19 protein-coding genes are annotated in these 17,381 nt (G+C 39.8%); 5 read left to right on the top strand and 14 right to left on the bottom strand.

The window, feature by feature from the left end; genetic code table 11:
- Window positions 1-12: 12 nt before the first annotated feature.
- Window positions 13-1,278 (bottom strand): RNA-guided endonuclease TnpB family protein, encoded by a 1,266-nt coding sequence (locus H153_RS0105060; protein ID WP_027720027.1) that lies wholly within the window; start codon window positions 1,276-1,278, stop codon window positions 13-15.
- 203 nt (window positions 1,279-1,481) lie between these two features.
- Between H153_RS0105060 and H153_RS09925 the strand changes: the two genes are divergently transcribed.
- Window positions 1,482-2,852 carry a CsgG/HfaB family protein gene (locus tag H153_RS09925; protein WP_022847062.1) on the top strand — a complete coding sequence of 457 codons (1,371 nt, stop codon included), beginning with the start codon at window positions 1,482-1,484 and terminating at the stop codon, window positions 2,850-2,852.
- Window positions 2,853-2,879: 27 nt separating this feature from the next.
- Here H153_RS09925 and H153_RS0105050 read toward each other — a convergent pair whose 3' ends face one another.
- The 7 genes from H153_RS0105050 to H153_RS0105020 all read right to left on the bottom strand — a co-directional run bounded on the left by H153_RS0105050 (window position 2,880) and on the right by H153_RS0105020 (window position 9,246).
- Window positions 2,880-3,671 (bottom strand): hypothetical protein, encoded by a 792-nt coding sequence (locus H153_RS0105050; protein WP_022847061.1) that lies wholly within the window; start codon window positions 3,669-3,671, stop codon window positions 2,880-2,882.
- Between the two features lie 2 nt (window positions 3,672-3,673).
- On the bottom strand, window positions 3,674-4,474 hold the full coding sequence (locus H153_RS0105045) for a radical SAM protein (protein WP_022847060.1): 801 nt from the start codon (window positions 4,472-4,474) through the stop codon (window positions 3,674-3,676).
- Window positions 4,437-5,366, bottom strand: coding sequence for a regulatory iron-sulfur-containing complex subunit RicT (ricT, locus tag H153_RS09360; protein ID WP_022847059.1), 930 nt, complete (start codon window positions 5,364-5,366; stop codon window positions 4,437-4,439). Before ricT ends, H153_RS0105045 begins: the two co-directional genes overlap by 38 nt.
- 118 nt (window positions 5,367-5,484) lie before the next feature.
- Window positions 5,485-6,429, bottom strand: coding sequence for a flagellin (locus H153_RS0105035; protein WP_022847058.1), 945 nt, complete (start codon window positions 6,427-6,429; stop codon window positions 5,485-5,487).
- Window positions 6,430-6,437: 8 nt separating this feature from the next.
- On the bottom strand, window positions 6,438-7,799 hold the full coding sequence (gene flgK / locus H153_RS0105030; RefSeq protein WP_022847057.1) for a flagellar hook-associated protein FlgK: 1,362 nt from the start codon (window positions 7,797-7,799) through the stop codon (window positions 6,438-6,440).
- 53 nt (window positions 7,800-7,852) lie between these two features.
- Complete coding sequence (locus tag H153_RS0105025) at window positions 7,853-8,206, bottom strand: hypothetical protein (RefSeq protein ID WP_022847056.1); 354 nt, start codon at window positions 8,204-8,206, stop codon at window positions 7,853-7,855.
- On the bottom strand, window positions 8,206-9,246 hold the full coding sequence (locus tag H153_RS0105020) for a potassium channel protein (protein WP_022847055.1): 1,041 nt from the start codon (window positions 9,244-9,246) through the stop codon (window positions 8,206-8,208). Before H153_RS0105020 ends, H153_RS0105025 begins: the two co-directional genes overlap by 1 nt.
- Window positions 9,247-9,322: 76 nt before the next feature.
- On the opposite strand from H153_RS0105020, the gene H153_RS0105015 reads away from it, so the two are divergent.
- Genes H153_RS0105015 through trpD form a run of 4 tightly spaced genes read left to right on the top strand, consistent with a single transcriptional unit; the run spans window position 9,323 to window position 12,853 of the window.
- On the top strand, window positions 9,323-9,868 hold the full coding sequence (locus tag H153_RS0105015; protein ID WP_022847054.1) for a RusA family crossover junction endodeoxyribonuclease: 546 nt from the start codon (window positions 9,323-9,325) through the stop codon (window positions 9,866-9,868).
- Window positions 9,822-11,378, top strand: coding sequence for an FAD-dependent protein (locus H153_RS0105010; protein WP_022847053.1), 1,557 nt, complete (start codon window positions 9,822-9,824; stop codon window positions 11,376-11,378). Before H153_RS0105015 ends, H153_RS0105010 begins: the two co-directional genes overlap by 47 nt.
- The gene (locus H153_RS09355; protein ID WP_022847052.1) at window positions 11,375-11,815 is read left to right on the top strand and encodes a DUF123 domain-containing protein; all 441 of its coding nucleotides are present in this window, start codon (window positions 11,375-11,377) and stop codon (window positions 11,813-11,815) included. Before H153_RS0105010 ends, H153_RS09355 begins: the two co-directional genes overlap by 4 nt.
- Before the next feature lie 3 nt (window positions 11,816-11,818).
- Window positions 11,819-12,853 (top strand): anthranilate phosphoribosyltransferase, encoded by a 1,035-nt coding sequence (gene trpD, locus H153_RS0105000; RefSeq protein ID WP_022847051.1) that lies wholly within the window; start codon window positions 11,819-11,821, stop codon window positions 12,851-12,853.
- 28 nt (window positions 12,854-12,881) lie between these two features.
- Here trpD and H153_RS0104995 read toward each other — a convergent pair whose 3' ends face one another.
- Genes H153_RS0104995 through H153_RS0104970 form a run of 6 tightly spaced genes read right to left on the bottom strand, consistent with a single transcriptional unit; the run spans window position 12,882 to window position 17,378 of the window.
- Window positions 12,882-13,262, bottom strand: a complete 381-nt coding sequence (locus tag H153_RS0104995) for a toprim domain-containing protein (protein ID WP_022847050.1) — start codon at window positions 13,260-13,262, stop codon at window positions 12,882-12,884.
- Window positions 13,263-13,269: 7 nt separating this feature from the next.
- Window positions 13,270-14,196: a hypothetical protein gene (locus tag H153_RS0104990; protein WP_022847049.1), complete on the bottom strand. Its 927-nt coding sequence runs from the start codon at window positions 14,194-14,196 to the stop codon at window positions 13,270-13,272.
- 41 nt (window positions 14,197-14,237) lie between these two features.
- The gene (locus H153_RS09350; protein ID WP_022847048.1) at window positions 14,238-15,047 is read right to left on the bottom strand and encodes a menaquinone biosynthesis protein; all 810 of its coding nucleotides are present in this window, start codon (window positions 15,045-15,047) and stop codon (window positions 14,238-14,240) included.
- A complete protein-coding gene (locus H153_RS0104980) occupies window positions 15,025-15,972 on the bottom strand; it encodes an ATP-binding protein (RefSeq protein WP_022847047.1) in 948 nt (315 codons plus the stop codon). Before H153_RS0104980 ends, H153_RS09350 begins: the two co-directional genes overlap by 23 nt.
- A 10-nt stretch (window positions 15,973-15,982) precedes the next feature.
- Window positions 15,983-16,189, bottom strand: coding sequence for a hypothetical protein (locus H153_RS0104975; protein WP_022847046.1), 207 nt, complete (start codon window positions 16,187-16,189; stop codon window positions 15,983-15,985).
- The gene (locus tag H153_RS0104970; protein WP_231378249.1) at window positions 16,182-17,378 is read right to left on the bottom strand and encodes an ABC transporter permease; all 1,197 of its coding nucleotides are present in this window, start codon (window positions 17,376-17,378) and stop codon (window positions 16,182-16,184) included. The genes H153_RS0104975 and H153_RS0104970 overlap by 8 nt, the downstream gene beginning before the upstream one ends.
- Between the last annotated feature and the right edge of the window lie 3 nt (window positions 17,379-17,381).

Genomic DNA, 17,381 nt, shown 5'->3' with positions numbered 1-17,381 from the left:
ATCCTCCTACCACTAAAGTGGCAGGCTTCCTGCTTCACCGTGGGCTATTGCCCACTCCACAGGCGTTACTTCCCCGCAGTCCACGGGTAGGGTTTTAAGGAGTTTTCCTTCTCCTTTGAGTTTCTCTACCGCTATCTTGAGTATGTTCTTTGCAGAGTTAACGTCCCGGTCTATCTCTTTTCCGCAGAGAGGACATTTGTATGTCCTTTCTGATAGGGGGATTTTCTGCCTGTGTCCGCAGAAAGAACAAACTTGTGTGGTAGGTTCGTATCTATCAACAAAGAACACGGGAATAAGAGTCGCAAGGCGTTTCAGCCTTGCAGTTATTCCTCCTATCCCCGTGTTTTGAACCTGTTTACCAAAGTATCCTTCGTGCCAGCCTTTTATTGAGTCGTTTTGAATTGCTATCAGGAAGAATTTCTTCAGGTGGCTTATGGCTTTGTTGAGGGTGTCTTTCCTCTTGTTCTGAATATATTCCCACTCTTTTTGAATTTTCAGCTTGGTTTTAAAGTAGTTCTTGCTTCCTTTTTGTTTTCTTGAGAGTGTTTTTTGTAGTTTTTTGAGTCTTTTGGTTTCTTCTACATACCAGCTTATTTTTTCTCCGTTTGATAGGGTTATCTGGTGTTTTATTCCAAGGTCTATTCCAATAGGTTGTCTGGTTTGTTTCTTTTTGATTTCTTCTAATGCTTTTTCTTTTTGCAGGTAGCAAGTGACGTAGAGGTAGTAGCCACTCGGTTTCTTTACAAGCAGTCCGTTTGCTATTTCACAGTCCTCTATTAACTGGTGGAGTCCTAAAACTCTGAACTTTTTCTTTATTCCCTGTATCTTTATTCTGTTTCTGTCTCCTGAAATTTTGTAGGTTATTCCATACTGTTTTAGGGGTATGCTTCTTATTTCGCTTTTGAATGAGAGTTTGCCTGCTTTGATTCCTTTTTCTTTTGCTTTTTTGAGGGATTTAAGGGAGTGTTTTATCCTTTCGATTATTCCCTGTCTCATTTGAGATGAGAGAGTATTGATGTCTCTCTTTTCAAAGCCTTCGGGTGTTTTGATTTCTACCTGCTTGAGCTTCCAGGAGTCTTTGGTTAGACGGTTTTCTATGTCTGCAATTATGTAGTTGTAGAGCCACTTGGCTTCAAGGAATAGTCTGTCAAGTTTTTTTCTATCTTTCTTTGATAGGTTCTGAAGTTTAAGTTGATAGACGCGGGGAATTTGACGTTTTCTCCGTTTTCTGGTTGCATTAAGAGTTTCTTTAATTTTCTCTTGCTTTAATCCGTTCATAGCTTAAAATTAATCTTTGAATCATCCTGTTTCAACGGCTTACGCTGTGCGGTTCATCTCTGCTTTGAAAAGCAGGGCTTTCTCGCAAAGGCTTTTTGTAAATTCTTCATATTATTTTAAATTCTGCAGGTTAAATTGTTCCTTTTTAAAGGAAAATATAAAATTAATTATGAAGGCCTAAGATATTTTTGGGAGGTGTGGAGATGAAGAAAAGTATAACCTTTCTGAGTGTTTTTATCCTTTCTGCTGCATTTGTTGCCGGATGTGGAGGTACTACCACTACCGTGGTGACAACTCCGCAGAACATAAATGCTGTGGCTTCTTACAAAGGTAAGAAGGCGCGTATTGCTGTTCTCAGTTTTAAATGTAAAGCGGCGAAGTGTAACGGACGCATAGGGAGTGGAATTTCTGAGATGCTTCAGGATGCTCTGATGCGAACAGGGAAATTTATAGTTCTGGAAAGAGGTGGAGAGATATCGGCAATTCAATCTGAAAAAGAGTTTGGAGCTCCTGTAGGTCCTTCAGGAGGTGCTTTTGAGAGGGCGGATATCGCCGTTACCGGTGCTGTAGTTGCATTTGAACCAAACGCAGGTGGTTTTGGAATAGGCGTTGGTGGTTTTCTTCCAAAAGTTCCACTTCTTGGCGGTGTAAAGATAGGGACTAAAGAAGCTTACATTGCCGCTATAATTAAGCTCGTTGATGTCAGAACAGGAAGGATTTTAAGTTCAACGAGGGTCGAGGGTAAAGCTTCAAGTTTCAGCGTTGGTGGTCTTGGTGGTAGTCTTTTTGGAAAAGTGCCTTTAGGTGTTGGTCTTGAAGAGTATAAGAATACACCTATGGAAAAGGCAGTTATGGTTATGATAGACAACGCTGTGAAGGCTATAGCACAAAATGTACCTGAAGACTATTACAGGTATTCATCAAACGGTGAAAGTGTTGAGCCTCTTAATTCTCCGTCTTCAAATCAACAGGTGGAGGCAGCTGGTGGCTCTTCCGTTCAGGAAAGTGCAGGGGAAACGATAGGTAAAGTCTTTACGGAAGATTTTGAAAAGTATGGTCTTGGCCAGATGGCACCGTTCGGTCCCTGGCAGGGCAAAGATGCTAAAGTCGTTCAGTCTGTTCAGATTAACGGTCGTATAGGTAAGGTTCTGGAGCTGAATAGAGGCGGTAAAGTGTGTCTGACAGGGAAAACTTACAAAGATTTTGATTTAGCTTTTGATAAGGAATCCGGTGGTTATAAATCTGTCGGAATAATTTTTAGAGCTTCGGAGAATCCTTCTGCCGGTTATGAAGTTACTTTTTATGCATCTAACAAGGTTGCGGTTTATAAATTTGCAGGTAGCAGTAGGGTGAAAGTTGCGGAAAACCGCTTTCAGCCAAAGCCGGTGAACGGATGGTATAGGGTAAGATTGACAGTTAAAGGGAACAGGATAGAGGTATTTGTTGATGATAAAGGGGTAATTGATATTACAGATAACGATCCTGCATTGAACAGGTATGGATTCATCTGTTTGAAGAGCAGGGATGTTGATCCTGTTAAAGTAGATAATGTAAAAATAGTTGACCTTGAATAACAGTATTCGTCGGGGCTTTCGGCCCCGCTACTCTACTTCTTTTAAGATATCTTCTATCGTTTTTATTTTAAAATGAATTTTGTCCTCATCACCACATTTAGAAATCCACTCTTTTATTACCGGGATAAATTTTTCATAATTTCTGTCAGGGGCAAAGCTTGCAAGTGTTATTTCTGCTTCTCTAAAGTGTCTCTTTAAAAATATGGCAAGTTGATTTAAGTATCTCACTTTGTCTCTTATTTTCTTTGCTCTTTCTCCGTGTCCCATCCCGAGCTGTATAAAGAATGCAACGTTGGACTTACACTCGTATCCTTCGACGTAGTTTTTTCCCCAGAAAACAACGTCTAAGTTTTTGCCGGATATGATCTTATCGCCACATTTTATGTCAGCCTTTCTCCCGTTTATCATTGGTTGACAGTGCATTGAAACGAGGTCAACCTTCCACCTTTTGGCGGGGCCTATTCTGTAGATAATTTCTTCAAAAAGCCTGCCTTTTCTGAGGGAAATGAGGTCGTTTTGGGGGATTTCTATTCCTGATGAGTTTTCACAATGTTTCAGGAAAAAGCGGCTGATGAGTTTCCAGAGAATTTCTCTGTCTTCCTTCGGGAGGGGAAGTTCTTCCATGAATTTTATTTTTTCAGGTGAGTTTTTGAATTGGTAAAAGTCCCCAACTTTGTTAACTTTTTTTAAGAAATTCGCAACTGAAAAAATCGTTTCAAACCTCTTCCCCCTTCTGAGGCAACATAGAAACTGTGCCAGTTCCTTGACGGGTTCACCAAGGAATCTTTCCACATCTACGTAACAACTAAAACGGTTCATCTTTAATTCCTTGCTATAGTTAATGTTCCACATCCGCCAAGCGGGTCAGTTCTGAACCTGTTGCTTAAAGTTACCCTTATACCGTATTTTCTCAAAAATTTGAAACATTTCTCATACTTTTCAGGTGATACGGGTTTGAAAGGACTCGTTTCAACCGGATTGTACATCATGAGCATAACGGTCAGGCTATATTTTTGGGCAAACTCTGCAAGTTGTGTCAGTTCTTCTTTTGAGTCGTTTATCTCTTCAAGTAAGAGATAACCGATCTGGTACTTTTTCCTCTTTGTCTTTGACAGGGGTTCGATGTGGTCTATAAATGTTGATACTGTTTTTTTAAAAGGAAAGTTCAGCTTGAATAGTTTTTTTCTGACCCTTTCTGAAAAGCCGTGAATTGAAAATGTTATACCGTCGTGTTCACATGAGAGAAGCTTTTTGAATCCGCTTTCAGGAAATCCCGTTGTTGTGATGGTTACTTTTAAATTTCTTTGTTTGAAAAAGTTCAGGGCGTCCAGAACCGATTCCACGTTGGCGGCCGGTTCACCTATACCGGCTATGGCGATTCCTTTGATTGGAAGCGTTTTCTCTAAGAGCAAGAATTGTGATTTGATCTCTTCGGCAGATAGATTTCTGAAGAAGCCTCTACTTCCCGAAGCACAAAAGTAGCATCCAATAGGACAGCCAACCTGAGTGGATATACAAAGAGTATCACCTCTGTAGAAAACAGATTCTACATGGTAGCCATCCTCTGTTTCATAAACAAAGAGGTTATTCAACTTGCTCTGGTATCTCTTCTTCAGCTTCATGGTCTGCGCTTGCCTTTGTAAAGCATTTGAATGTGTCGTCTATGAATTTTTTCACCTCCTCCGTGTATCTTTCCCATTCATCTTCAGGAATAAACGTTTTTATATCTATCTGCCTTTTTACGCCTGAATCTATTTCAAGTGTTACAGTTTCAGTCGGGATGTTTACGTCAACCACCCTTCCAGTTACACCGTTGATTGTGATTGTTTCCCCTATCTGTGGGAGGTATTCCCTTATTCGATAGATGGGCTCTTCGTACTTGAGACAGCACATGAGCCTTCCGCAGACGCCTGAAAGTTTTGCCGGGTTTGGCGGAAGTCCCTGGATTCTTGCCATTGATAGAGAGATTGAATCGAAACATTCGAGGTATTCTTTACAGCAGCACTCCTTTCCGCACATTCCCATAGAACCTATCATTTTCACTTCGTCTCTAACACCTATCTGTCTCAGCTCTATTCTGAGCCTGAAGTGTGATGCAAGGTCTCTTACAAGTTGCCTGAAATCGACGCGGGTTTCTGATGTGAAGTAGAAAACGAGCCTTTCTCTGTTCAAAGTTGTGTAGGCTTTAACAAGTTTCATGGGAAGTTCATGTTTTTTGATTTTTTCTTTACATACCGGAATAGCTTCTGTACAGAACTGTTCGTTCTCTCTGAATTTTTTCAAATCTTCCTCTGTTGGTTTTCTAAGAACTTTGAAGGTATTTTCTTCCTTAAATCCAAAACTTTCAAAAGTTTCATCGTTCACTTCATAAACACCCAAAACCTTAACTATTTCAATACCTCTATCCGTTTCAACAACAACTTTTTCATTGTAGTTAGCATTAAATCCATCTATTGCAAGTGCGAGTCCTGTTTTTTCGGTGTCCAAGTATTTGAACTTTAAGACGGTTTTCATTGGCTATCTCCTGAAAGTTAGTGGCAGTTAAAAATATAAACCTGCACCAAATTTTTGCTACGGTGTCTATTTTCTCACAAAGGTGATTGGGATGGGAAGGGGGCAGCTGCCCCGGTATTTACTTGAGGAAGTTTAACAGGCTTAAATTCTTGGTGTTTGATATGGCGGCAAGGAGTGCTTGATATGCTGTTTGACTCTTTTGAAGGTTCATTATAACTTCTGAGTAATCGGCGTCTTCCATTTCTGACACAAGGTTTGTGAATTTAAGCTTGAGAGATTCGTTCTGCGTTTTAAGGTCGTTTAAGGTTGCTATCTGGCTTCCTATCTGCGAGCGGTGTTCCATTATTTTTGAAAGTCCTGCATCGAAAGCGTCAAGTATCTTCATCTTCTGTGTCGTTCCGGTGTTATCAAGGTCAACGTTTATTGTCATGTTGTTAAGCTGATCTAAATTGCCACTGTCTATGGCATTTACTATTGTATCTATTACATCGACTAAAAGTATTTTTCCTGATGCATAGTTAACACCCATGTATTCGGCACCGTTGTATGTGGTGTTAAGCTCCACACCTTTTGATATAGGTGCCGTGGTTTCTTCCGTTTCGCCCTGATACGTTCCATCAGCTGTAAAAGGTGCAGTTTTTGATTTTACGCCTCCGAAAAGATAGTCCTCGCCAATAGAGATGTTTGCCTGATTTATTATGTAATCTTTCATCTTTAAGAAGTAATCTTTAAGAGCTTTTGCCTCGTCATCGGTTATGACGCCCGTATTTAGTATCTGAACTATTTTAACTCTCAGAGCTTCTCCTGTGTTCACTATCGTTCCCATTGTTGATTCTGCCGTTTCAAGTTTTGTTAGAACGAGATCACTGTTTCTAAGATATGTCTCAATGTTTTTGTTTAACTTTTTGTACCTTAAGGCTCTCACGAAATTTACAGGATCATCAGACGGTTTCAAAAGTTTTTTGCCGGATGCTGCTTCAAGGTTATACCTTTCTAATTCTTCCTGTCTTATTCGGTCGTACTTTTTAAAAATGTCGAAGTATGCTATATCCGGTATTCTCATCTTTTACCTCACTGAACCATGTTGAGGATTGTTTGTATCAGTTCGTCTGTAACGCTTACAACCTTTGCTGATGCTTCGTAAGCTCTCTGGAATTTTGTAAGGTTTATAAATTCTTCATCTGTGTTTACTGAGGATATCTCTTTTAACTGCTGGTCGAGGGAATCTCTTATCTCTGTAGAAGACTTTATTAGGTTGTCTGTCTGGTTTGTCTGTGTCGCTATCGGCGTAATGATTTCGGTTGAGTAGTATTCTGAAAAGGTTTGATTATTAAGACCTGATATTGGTGTATCTTCAAGAGCTATTATGGCTTTGATATTTGTATTGTCGGAGTCTGGATAGGTGGCGTTTCCTGATGCTGCTATGAGTTCTGGATTTTCAAAGTTTAGCGTTATGTTTGAAGCGTCTATAGTTGAAGAACCGTTGTCACTCGTGAAAAAGTCTGTTCCGGGATTTCCGTTTAAATCGTATCCAGCTTTGTGCTGGTTGTTTATCGCGTTGGCGAACTCTGTTGTGAATGTATTTAGTCTATCTATTGTTTCGTTAATGAATGAGACACCTTTCAGGTATCCACCAAGTTTTCCGTTCTGAAATTCAGAGGTTATATCTGTGTTGTTCCACCTGATTACCGGGTTGTTGTTTCCATCAGTCGAAAAAGAGAGTTTTTTTGAGTCAATGCCGATTACTAACGCGAATCCCTTTGCAGTTGAAATGTCAACGGTGCCGTCATCGTGGAATGTAACTTTTGTATCTACGAGAGCACTTAGTTCCTTTAACGCTCTATCTCTTTCGTCAAGGTATTCGTTGTACCTTTCTTTGTTTGATGCATAAAAGAGCTTGAGGTTTTTATTAATGTCGGCAAGCTTTTCCGTTAGACGATTGATGTTATCCACTGTATCTTTTACGCCTAAGGTTGTTTTATCTTTTATGTCCGTCAGATATGAATAAGAATCCCTTATTCTTCCTACTAAAGCTTTTGCCTTTGAAAGGGCTGCATATCTTGCTGTTAAGTCACCGGGGTTTACTGCTATGTCGTTAAGGGATGCAAAAAAGTCGTTAAGGGCAGCTCCAAAACCGCTTCCGGCTGTTTCATTAAACACGTCTTCAACCTGATCAAGTATGCTTTTGTAGTCGTTTAGTCCTTCCGTTTCCTGATTTGCTTTTATGTACCTGCTGAATATTATTTTGCTCGATAGCCTTCTTATATTTTGTATGTAAGCGCCGCTCCTTGCGGGAAGATCTGCAATTATGGCTTCTTCTCTTGAGTATCCATCTGTGAATGCGTTTGAGATGTTTTTATTGGTGACATTTATCGCATCTTGATAGGTTAGTAACGATTGCCCAGCTATTGATAGCGCATACAGGAGTGACATTTTTCCCTCCGGCAAACTTCTAAACTCTATTATCGTTTAAAGTCGATGAATTTTTATACCTTCTTCCCGAATATTGAGCGGTTTTGTGATATTTTCCCGTTCTTTGAATAGACATCAACATACTCTTCCGGAATTAAAGTTTTAACGGTTTCTTCTAATATATCTATGTTGTTCAGGAGTAAAATACTATTTCGCTTGTTAAGTTCTTCAATTTTTTTGATGGTATCTCTAAATGGATTGAGATCCTTTGCTTCTAATTTTGCTATTTTTGCGAGTATCTTTCTCTTCTGTTCGCTAATTTCAAACAGCCTATCTGCTGTTTTGGGTTCTGCTATTCCCTTTTTAAGCAACACATTCTCTTCTTCTAATAATTTCAAAATGTTATCCAATTCTTCCTTAATGTCCATCAATGTTCCCCTCTTATCAGTTTTTTCAGTTTTTCAAATTGCTCAGTAGTTCCTATGATAATTATTGTATCACCTCTTAGAAGCATCGTTGTGGATACCGGGTTGAGGATAAACGATCCATCTTCTCTTTTGATGCCTATGACGATTACGCCTGTTTTCTGAGGAATTTGAACGTCTTTCAGGAGTTTCCCGTGGACAGGAGAATCCATGGGAATTTTAACCTCTTCAAGTCTTAGATCTATTTCGCCGTGCCTTGTAACGATGTCAAGGAAACTGACAACGTTAGGCCTTATGGCTATTGATGCCATTCTAATGCCGCCGATCGTGTTAGGTGAAATAACTTCGTCAGCTCCGGCCATTTTGAGTTTTGGAATGCTTGATTCTTCCGATGCTCTTGCTACTATTTTCACTCTTGGATTCAGGTTCTTGGCAGATAGCGTTATAAAAAGGTTATTGGAGTCGTTTGATGTTGTAATTATGAGGTTCGCAGCGGATTTTATTCCGGCTTTGAGCAGTATTTCATCATTTGTCGCATCACCAACTATATATCTCATATTATGAAACGTTTCTAAGGCTTTGTTTATTTTTTCGTGTTCTTTTTCAATAACCACGAAAGGGATGTGTTCTTTGTGTAGTTCCTGAATAGCTGCCAATCCTGTTCTCCCAAGGCCGCATACTATCGTGTGATTTTTCATCTGGGAAATCATTTTTTCCAACCTCTTCAACGCAAAGTATTTTTTCAGGTCACCTTCGAAGATTAAATATGCTATGGTGGAAGCGCCGTATGCATAAACACTAAAAGCAACGACGATTACAATCATTGTGAATAATCTTCCTGTTTCTGTTAAGGGATGAATTTCTCCGTAGCCGACTGTTGATATAGTTATTATTACGTGCCACAGCGCATCAAAAAAGGACCAGTGTTCTATTAGCATTGTTCCTAAGGTAGAAAACAGGATAACACTGAGTAAAAGCATAAGAATGCGGATAAACTTTCTTACCACATTTTTTCTAAGGTACTCTATCTCTTGTACGGACATTTCCCTTCCTTTTGTGTAAGTCTTTATTTGTTACAATTTTCAGGAAATTATATCATTAACACTGGAAGTGCTTTTTATGGAGAAATTCCGTTTCTATTTTGTCGGTAAAATTCCAAGTAAGGCTAACTATAAAAAGATTTCTCACAGAAGGGTTTACGGTGAAATGAAGCCTTTTATTATTAATAATCCTTCCGTTCTTTCTTCACAGAGAGAGGCTGTTTTCCAGTTTCACATTCAGAAACAGAAATATGGGATGGAGCATTTTCCCATAGAGAGACCTGTTAAGGTTTCCTTCTCTTTTTTGCTTTCAGGTCGGATAAAACAGAGGGATATTGATAATGCTGAGAAATTTATAGGTGATGCCCTTGAGAAAGCAGAGGTGCTCAGGAGAGATTCGCTGATATATGTTAAGGAGAAGGTTGAAAAACGTTTGGGTTTAAGAAGGTTCGATGAGATTGTAATTATTGATATAGAACCTCTTGAAGAGGAAGTTGTTTGTGAACTTGAGAGGGAGATAGAGATTTTTGAAGATGGACTTTTAAAGTTTTTTGAAGAGCTTAAGATAGAGGTTCCTCATGCTGGTAGAAGGAGAGGTAAAAGTAAAGATAGGCGAAAGGCTTGAAGACAAACTGAGAGAGAAGGGGTATCCTTTAAGGTTCGCCATTTTAAAGAAATCACTTGATGCAAGGAAGAAACCGGAGTTTGTTTACCGTTTGCTTTTTGATGTTGACGAAGAGATAGCAGAAAGGTTGATTGCGTCCGGTTGTCGCATTCACAAGCCCCTTCCTGAAATAGAGATTCCGTCTGTTAATAAGAATTTAAAGGTCGCTGTTGTTGGTTCTGGTCCTGCCGGCCTTTTTGCTGCCTATACGCTGTTAGCTGGTGGGGTTAGAGTTGTTGTTTTTGAGAGGGGCAAAAGGATTGAAGAGAGAGAGGAAGATGTTCAGAGATTCTGGGTAAAAAGAGTTCTTGATGAAAACTCCAATGTTCAGTTTGGTGAAGGTGGAGCCGGAACATTTTCAGACGGAAAGTTAACTACAAGGGTAAAGGATAAGAAAAAACATTTTGTTTACAGTGTGCTTGTTGAACACGGTGCACCCGAGGAGATACTTTACCTTTCTAAACCTCATATCGGTACCGATAAGCTGAGAAAGGTGATTCCTTCTATGAGGAAGACCCTTGAAAGTGGCGGTGTTGAGTTTCGTTTTTCTTCGCTTGTTGTGGGTATGAATGTAAATGAGGGAAAGGTCACTTCCCTGAGAGTGAGGGACTTAATTGAGGATAGGGTTTATGAAGAAAAGTTTGATGCAGTTATTTTTGCAATTGGGAACAGTGCAAGAGATACTTTTTCAATGTTTAAAAATTTTAACGTGGAACTTACTGCAAAGCCTTTTTCCGTTGGTGTGAGGATTATCCATCCTCAGAGGTTGATAAATAGAATGCAGTACGGAAAATACTTTGAGAATCCTGACCTTCCACCGGCAGAGTATGCTGTAACTGCAAAGGCCGGGGATAGGGGCGTTTTTTCGTTCTGCATGTGTCCCGGTGGTGTTGTTATCTGTTCCTCCTCAGAGAAGGACACGGTTGTTACCAACGGTATGAGTAACTTTGCAAGAGAAGGTGTTATGGCAAACAGTGCCATAGTTGTTCAGGTTTTTCCCGATGATTTTGGTAATGATCCCCTTAAGGCAGTTGAGTTTCAGAGAAAGCTTGAAAGGGCAGCCTTTATGGCAGGTGGTGGTAACTATGCTATGCCTGCCCAGAACCTTATGGACTTTATAAAGGGAAGGGAAACACCCTTCAAGAAACTGCCAAAACACGGTTTTATTCCTGAAATTTCGCCTGCCCGGGTTGACCGTATTCTGCCTCCGTTTGTTACAGCTTCGCTTAAAAGGGCTTTTAAATATTGGGAAAAGAAATTGAAGCGTTTTGTCAGTGATGAAGCTACAGTTGTGGGTGTTGAAACCAGAACTTCTTCTCCCGTTCGGATATTGAGGGATGAGCGGTTTAGAGCTTTAAATTTTAAAAATCTCTATCCGGCGGGTGAGGGGGCAGGTTATGCCGGTGGTATAACAAGTTCTGCCATTGACGGTATGAATGTTGCCCTTTCCATTCTGGAGGATAATAGTTGAAGTCCAGAATAGAATTTCCAGATAGCAGGGGAACCTACATTATTGTTTTTAACCTGAAAAAAGAGAGAAAAATTCAAACGAAAAGAAGAGTTTTTCTTCTTCCTGAAGCGACTTACGGTTATATTGGTTCTGCTTTTGGTTCGGGCGGATTAAATAGCAGATTAAATAGACATTTGAAGAAGAGAAAAAAGAAACACTGGCATTTTGATTACGTTTCTACGTCAAGGTTTTTTACTCCAGTTGCCGTTTACTGTTTTTTAGAAAAAAGAATTGAGTGTGAAATTGCTGAAAGGTTTAAGGGTGTTTTTAGTGCTATTTCAGGCTTTGGTTGTTCTGATTGTTCCTGTGTTTCTCACCTTTTTATCGTTAATTCTCTTTCTGAAATTGATAAAATTGTTTCCGATTTACCATTTATCGTTTTCAGATTCAGGGGGTGAGTTATGGAATATCGGGCAGTTCTTGAGAAGGTAATAAAAAGAGAGAACCTTTCTTATGAGGAGACCAGAGAGCTTTTTGGAAAGATCATGGGGGGTGAGCTTACGCCGGCGCAGATAGCAGGTATTCTGGTTGCTCTGAGAATGAAGGGTGAGACGACAGAGGAAATAGCGGGTGCCGCTTCTGCGATGAGAGAAAAAAGTAGAAAGGTTTATCTTTCAGAGAGCCTTAAAGAGAAGATAGTGGATACCTGTGGAACTGGTGGTGATTTAAAAGGAACGTTCAACGTTTCTACGACGGTTGCTTTTGTCCTTGCTGCTGGTGGTGTTCCTGTTGCGAAACACGGCAACAGGTCTGTTTCAAGTAAGTGTGGAAGTGCCGATATCCTTGAGGCTCTTGGTGTAAAGATAGACCTTCAGCCTGAAGAAGTTGGGAAATGTATAGAAGAAACGGGATTTGGTTTTATGTTTGCTCCAGTTTTTCATCCGGCTATGGCAAATGTTATAAAGCCAAGAAGAGAACTTGGTGTCAGGACAGTTTTTAACATTTTAGGACCTCTTACCAACCCTGCCGGTGCCATGAGGCAGCTTATGGGTATATTTGACGGCGAACTTTCAGAGAAGATTGCCGGTGTTCTTTTAAAGCTTGGAGTTAAGAAAGCCTGTATAGTTCATGGTTTTGACGGTATGGATGAGATTACAATCTGTGAAAGAACGAAGATAACTGAACTTTTGGACGGTGATGTTAAAAGCTATGTGGTTTCTCCGGAAGATTTTGGCTTTGAAAAAGCTGACATTAAAGAAATAGCTGCTGCAGAAACTCTTGACGATAATAAGAGAATGATAGAGGCTATTTTGAAAGGAGAAGACAAATCTGCTAAAAGGGATATGGTTGCCCTTAACGCCGGGTTTGGTTTTTACGTTGCAGGGAAAGTTGCTTCACCTTCTGAAGGTGTGAGACTTGCTCTTGACCTTTTAAACGAAGGTAGGCCTTTTGAAGTTTTGAAGAAGGTGATTGAAGTAAGTCAGCGGTTCCAGTGAATTTTATGCCTGTCTTCGGACAGGCTTTTTAAAAAGCCATTCTCAGTTTTTCCGGGATCTCCTCAACAAATTTTAGCCCGGTTTCTCTTAAACTTTCTCTGAAAGAGGTATCAACCTTAATGTTGTATTTTGAGAGAACTCTTTGAAGTTTTCTCGCTATTTCTTCACCTTCTGGATCAAAGTCTGTTATGAGGATTACAAGCCTTATGCCTTTTTCATCGGCCAGCATTTCTGAGAAAGAGTGAAATCCCATGCCTTTTAATGCAAATACCGGATAAACGCCAAACCTTTCTAATGCGGCTAAATCCCTCTTCCCCTCAACGACAACGGCCGTGTTTTCCGCTGAGTTTAAAAAATTTTTAAGGGACAGAATCCAGTTTTTAAGCTTTTTTACACTTTCTCTTTCCATCCTTTCCTCATAAAAACTTGCTGAATATTATGCCCATGGAAAGATTGTATAAAGCTGGCAGAAAACTCTGTATAAATATAAGAATTATCGTTACTTTCATGGGATAAAGTCCCAGATAATAAGGTAGAACATATGCCCACCAGGCTCTTAAAAATGTAAAGCATGCGTTTCCGATAAACATAGCGCCTAAAATTTTTATAAGCGGATAGTGTTTTGCAATCATTACTTTTATAAGACCATATGCCACTGGAGGGCTTATGGCTGCTGTTGCTACGTAGGTTGCGCACAGGTTGTCAAGCCCCGCCCATTTAAGGAGAGGTGACATAAATGTAAGCATTTTGTCCATTATGCCATGATTTATAAGAAATGTGACAAATCCAAATAGAGGTGAAAATTTTATAATGAACTTTCCCCCCTCTTTTAGGCCTGAGGCTATTCCTTTTTTTAAAGTTTCGTAGTTAAGCTGAATTTTTATCGTTTCACTGTCGTTTCCTGTTCTTTTTATGTTTTTGTAGATGCGTCTTCCTGTTATAAGTACGATAAACAGAACTACAGTGTCAAAGAGGAGTCTTAAAAGGCCATAGTAAACGGCAATCCATCCTATTAACGGTATCAGAACAGGAAAGTAGTATCTGTAGAGAAAAGTTATTCTCATAGGAAAGTTTGAAGCGGCAGCGGTAATGTAAAGGTCTCTCGGTTTTATCTTTCCCTCTTTCAGCAGTTTAGAGGCGTGAAGGTGTGCTGCCCGGGGACTTACAAGGTAGAGAATGGGGATGGGCGATAGTAGCGGATGAATGCCTATTTTAGAAAGTTTTACCGTTTTGAGTCCGAGCCAGTTAATAAAACCCGTTTCAACACTTATGGCAGCTATCAGATATCCAAAGGTTATTGAGGATATTATCATTAAATAAAGTCTGAAAAAGTCTATGTGCATGCAGATCTCCGCGGTGATTTGTTAGAGAAAAATATAGGAATTCAGGTAGAAAGCAGGAACTTTTCGACGTCTATTTCAAAACCTAAAAGGTTTGCAAACTTATTGATAGCTTTTTTATGAAGGTTTGTCAGGTCGTAGTTGAGGCACTTAAAGTATTCCATGCATTCATCTTCCGTTAGTCCAACTTTTTTAGCATACCTTTTAGCTATCTTCTCAAGATGTGCCAGACCGTAACTTTTTGATTCTATGAATTTTTCAAAGATTTTTTTAACAGATAGTGGATGATTTTCAGCAGTATCCCTTCTTACTGCCCAGACGGCAAAGACAAATGGAAGATCGTAGATGTTGTGCCATTCCTCCCCCAAATCGTATATGAAGCGGTAGTTTTTGTCTTTTAGAAGTTTGAAGGCGTCATCACCTATTGCCAGAACGGCTGTTGCACTCTTTGGAAGATTGCCTTCCTTCATGCTGTAGTAGTAGTAGTTAGGTTCGACACCATACCGATTTTTTAAAAGGTATTCAATAAGTGCCCTTGAGGTCATTGAACTTTTTGTAAGCCATACATCTTTTCTGTGGAGCTGATGGATTGGCAGTTTTGAGAAGAAGAGAACACTTTTTACTCTTCCAAAAGATGATATTGAAAGGTCTGGAAATAGAAGGTACCTTTCACTGTTTGTTATGAATTCGTAGGAAGATATGGGGCTTACATCTATTTTTCCTTCTCTTAAAAACTCGTTTAGGGCAGAGGGTACTGCCTCTGTGAACTGGTAGTCAAAGGGTACGGCGCTGTCAATGAATCCGAAGTATACAGGTAGAACGTTTATATATTCAATTTTTCCCACTTTTAGCATTTACACCTCTTATCTTCTCAAGAATTCTGCAGACGGAACACACATTTGCAGTTGTTGGCATTCCGCAAATTTTGCACGGTGTAAGATTGTATTCCTCTTTTGCCTCTTTTTCAAACAGTGGTTTAGCTTTCTTTAAGAATTCTTTGTAAAACCTGAGTTTTGTCCCTGCCATTTTGTGTTCAAGGAAGGCAAGGGCCTGTTTGTAAACGGGAGAAGTTGCAGTTTTTGCGTTGGGACAGCCCGTTTCCATGAAATCTATTCCTTTTAAAATGGCGTAGCTTACAATCTCCTTTTCTGTTAGAAAGCAGAAAGGTTTTACCTTCCTTGCAAAGCCCTCTCTTTCACTAAGAACAGGATATTGTCTGCCAAGGTATCCCGTTTCCCATCTTATGGTGTTTGAAAGCAAAACTGCAGATTCGTCGTCAAGGTTGTGTCCGGTTGCTACTGCTGATAGGTTTTCCTCAATGGCTATTTTGTTCATCAGGTATCTTTTAAACGTTCCACAGACAGAACAGACGTCTTTTCTTCCCGAAAGCTTTGCAATCTCTTCTATTGTGTAACCGAATTCTTCTTTTAGGTCAAAGACGATAAGCGGACGATTTAACTTTTCTGAAAGTTTTTCACAGAGTTTTAGAGATTTTTCTGAGTAATTATCTTTACCTATACCTAAAGATATGTGAATACCTACCGTTTCAAAACCAGCCTCTGTTAAAAGCTGCCATAAAGATAGACTGTCTTTACCACCGGAAACAGCAACGCCAATTTTTTCTCCTCTGTTAAACATGGAAAAGTGTTTTATAGTTTTAAGCGTTTGTTTTTCAAACCATTCTAAAAAGTGATTTTTGCAGAGGGCAAGTTTGTGGTGTCTTATAAAAATAACAGCTTTTTCTCTCTTCCCTTTTGCTTTACAGATTTTACATAGCATGTAAACCGCCTTAACCTTTTGAAGTAGCTACGACTATTTTAACCTTTTCCCCTTCGTTTATCCTATCATCGTCGCATAAAAGTTCCTTCCCTCTGATAACAACGGCAGTTTCAGGATAGATTGAAAGTTTTTCAAGTAAGGAATCCACCCTTATGGAACGCTTTTTTATTGGGACGGTTATCACCTTTCCATCTATTTCGACGCTTATTTCATGCATCCTTCAGTATCTCCTTCGGTTCAAAAGATGTGGCTCTCATTGCCGGATAGACGCCTGCAATAAGTCCAACTGCCACAGAGAGTGCTATGGATATAAGTATTCCTTTTACCGGGATATATGGCTGCCATTTTGCTATTTTTGCGATGATGTTTACAAGCCCCGTTGCTATTACGGCGCCAGAAACAGAACCGGTTAGAGAGAGAATTGTTGCTTCCGTGAGAAACTGTTTGAAGATGTCCATCTTGGTTGCACCAAAAGCTCTCCTGACACCAATTTCTACAAGTCTTTCATAGACAGATAGTGTCATCACTGCTAATATTCCAAGTGCACCGACGCTGAAAGCTATTGTTGCTACGGTTACGCTAAGAACAGAAAATATTTCCATCGCTTCTTTTTGAGTGTTGACAAGGTCTTCGTAACGGCTTATGGAAAAGTCTTTTTTTCCGTGCCTCTTTTTAAGGAGGGAAGAGACCTCTTTCATCGCATTGTCAACAACCTTTTCAGATACGGGTAGGACATAGATGCCATCTATATAGTCAACGTTTTCCAATCTTCTTACTGCACAGCTTATCGGGACTAAAACTCTGTTGTCTAAGTTTTCACCCGATATGTCTGTTCCTTTTTCAGGCAGAACGCCGATTATCTTGTAGGGGGCGTTGTATAGGTAAAGGGTTTTTCCAACGGGGTACTTTTCACCAAAAAGATCTCTGGCTACCTCAACACCAATGACAGCTACCTGTCGGAACTCTTTTACATCGTTTTTTGTTATGAATCTTCCCGCTGCAGGGTATGAAGAGGTTATTTCTGCGTAGTTTTCATCAACGCCTAAAACTTTTGGTGTTGAGAACTTTCCATTTGCGTGAACGGGAGGATAGACCTCTTTTATTGGTGATGTTTCCTTTACAAGAACACACCTTTCTCCAATTGCTTTTGCGTCTTTTAACGTTAATGTTGGAAAGAATTTTACCTGAAGCAGCCTTCCACCTAAGTTTTTGATTTCTCCGGGAATAACAACAAAGACCTGACTTCCCAGGTCACCAAGGTACCTATTTACCTTGTTTTTCATGGCGCCTGTTATTCCCATCATGAGGACAAGTGAAAAGACGCCAATGGCAACGCCTATGACCGCTAAAACGGTTCTCTTTTTGTTACTTCCAAAATAATGAAGTATCGTTTCTATCTCTATCATCAC

The organism is Desulfurobacterium sp. TC5-1, from assembly GCF_000421485.1.
Taxonomy (GTDB): Bacteria; Aquificota; Aquificia; order Desulfurobacteriales; family Desulfurobacteriaceae; genus Desulfurobacterium_A.
The sequence above is the reverse complement of the archived record's forward strand: the minus strand, read 5'-3'. Positions and strand labels throughout refer to the sequence as shown.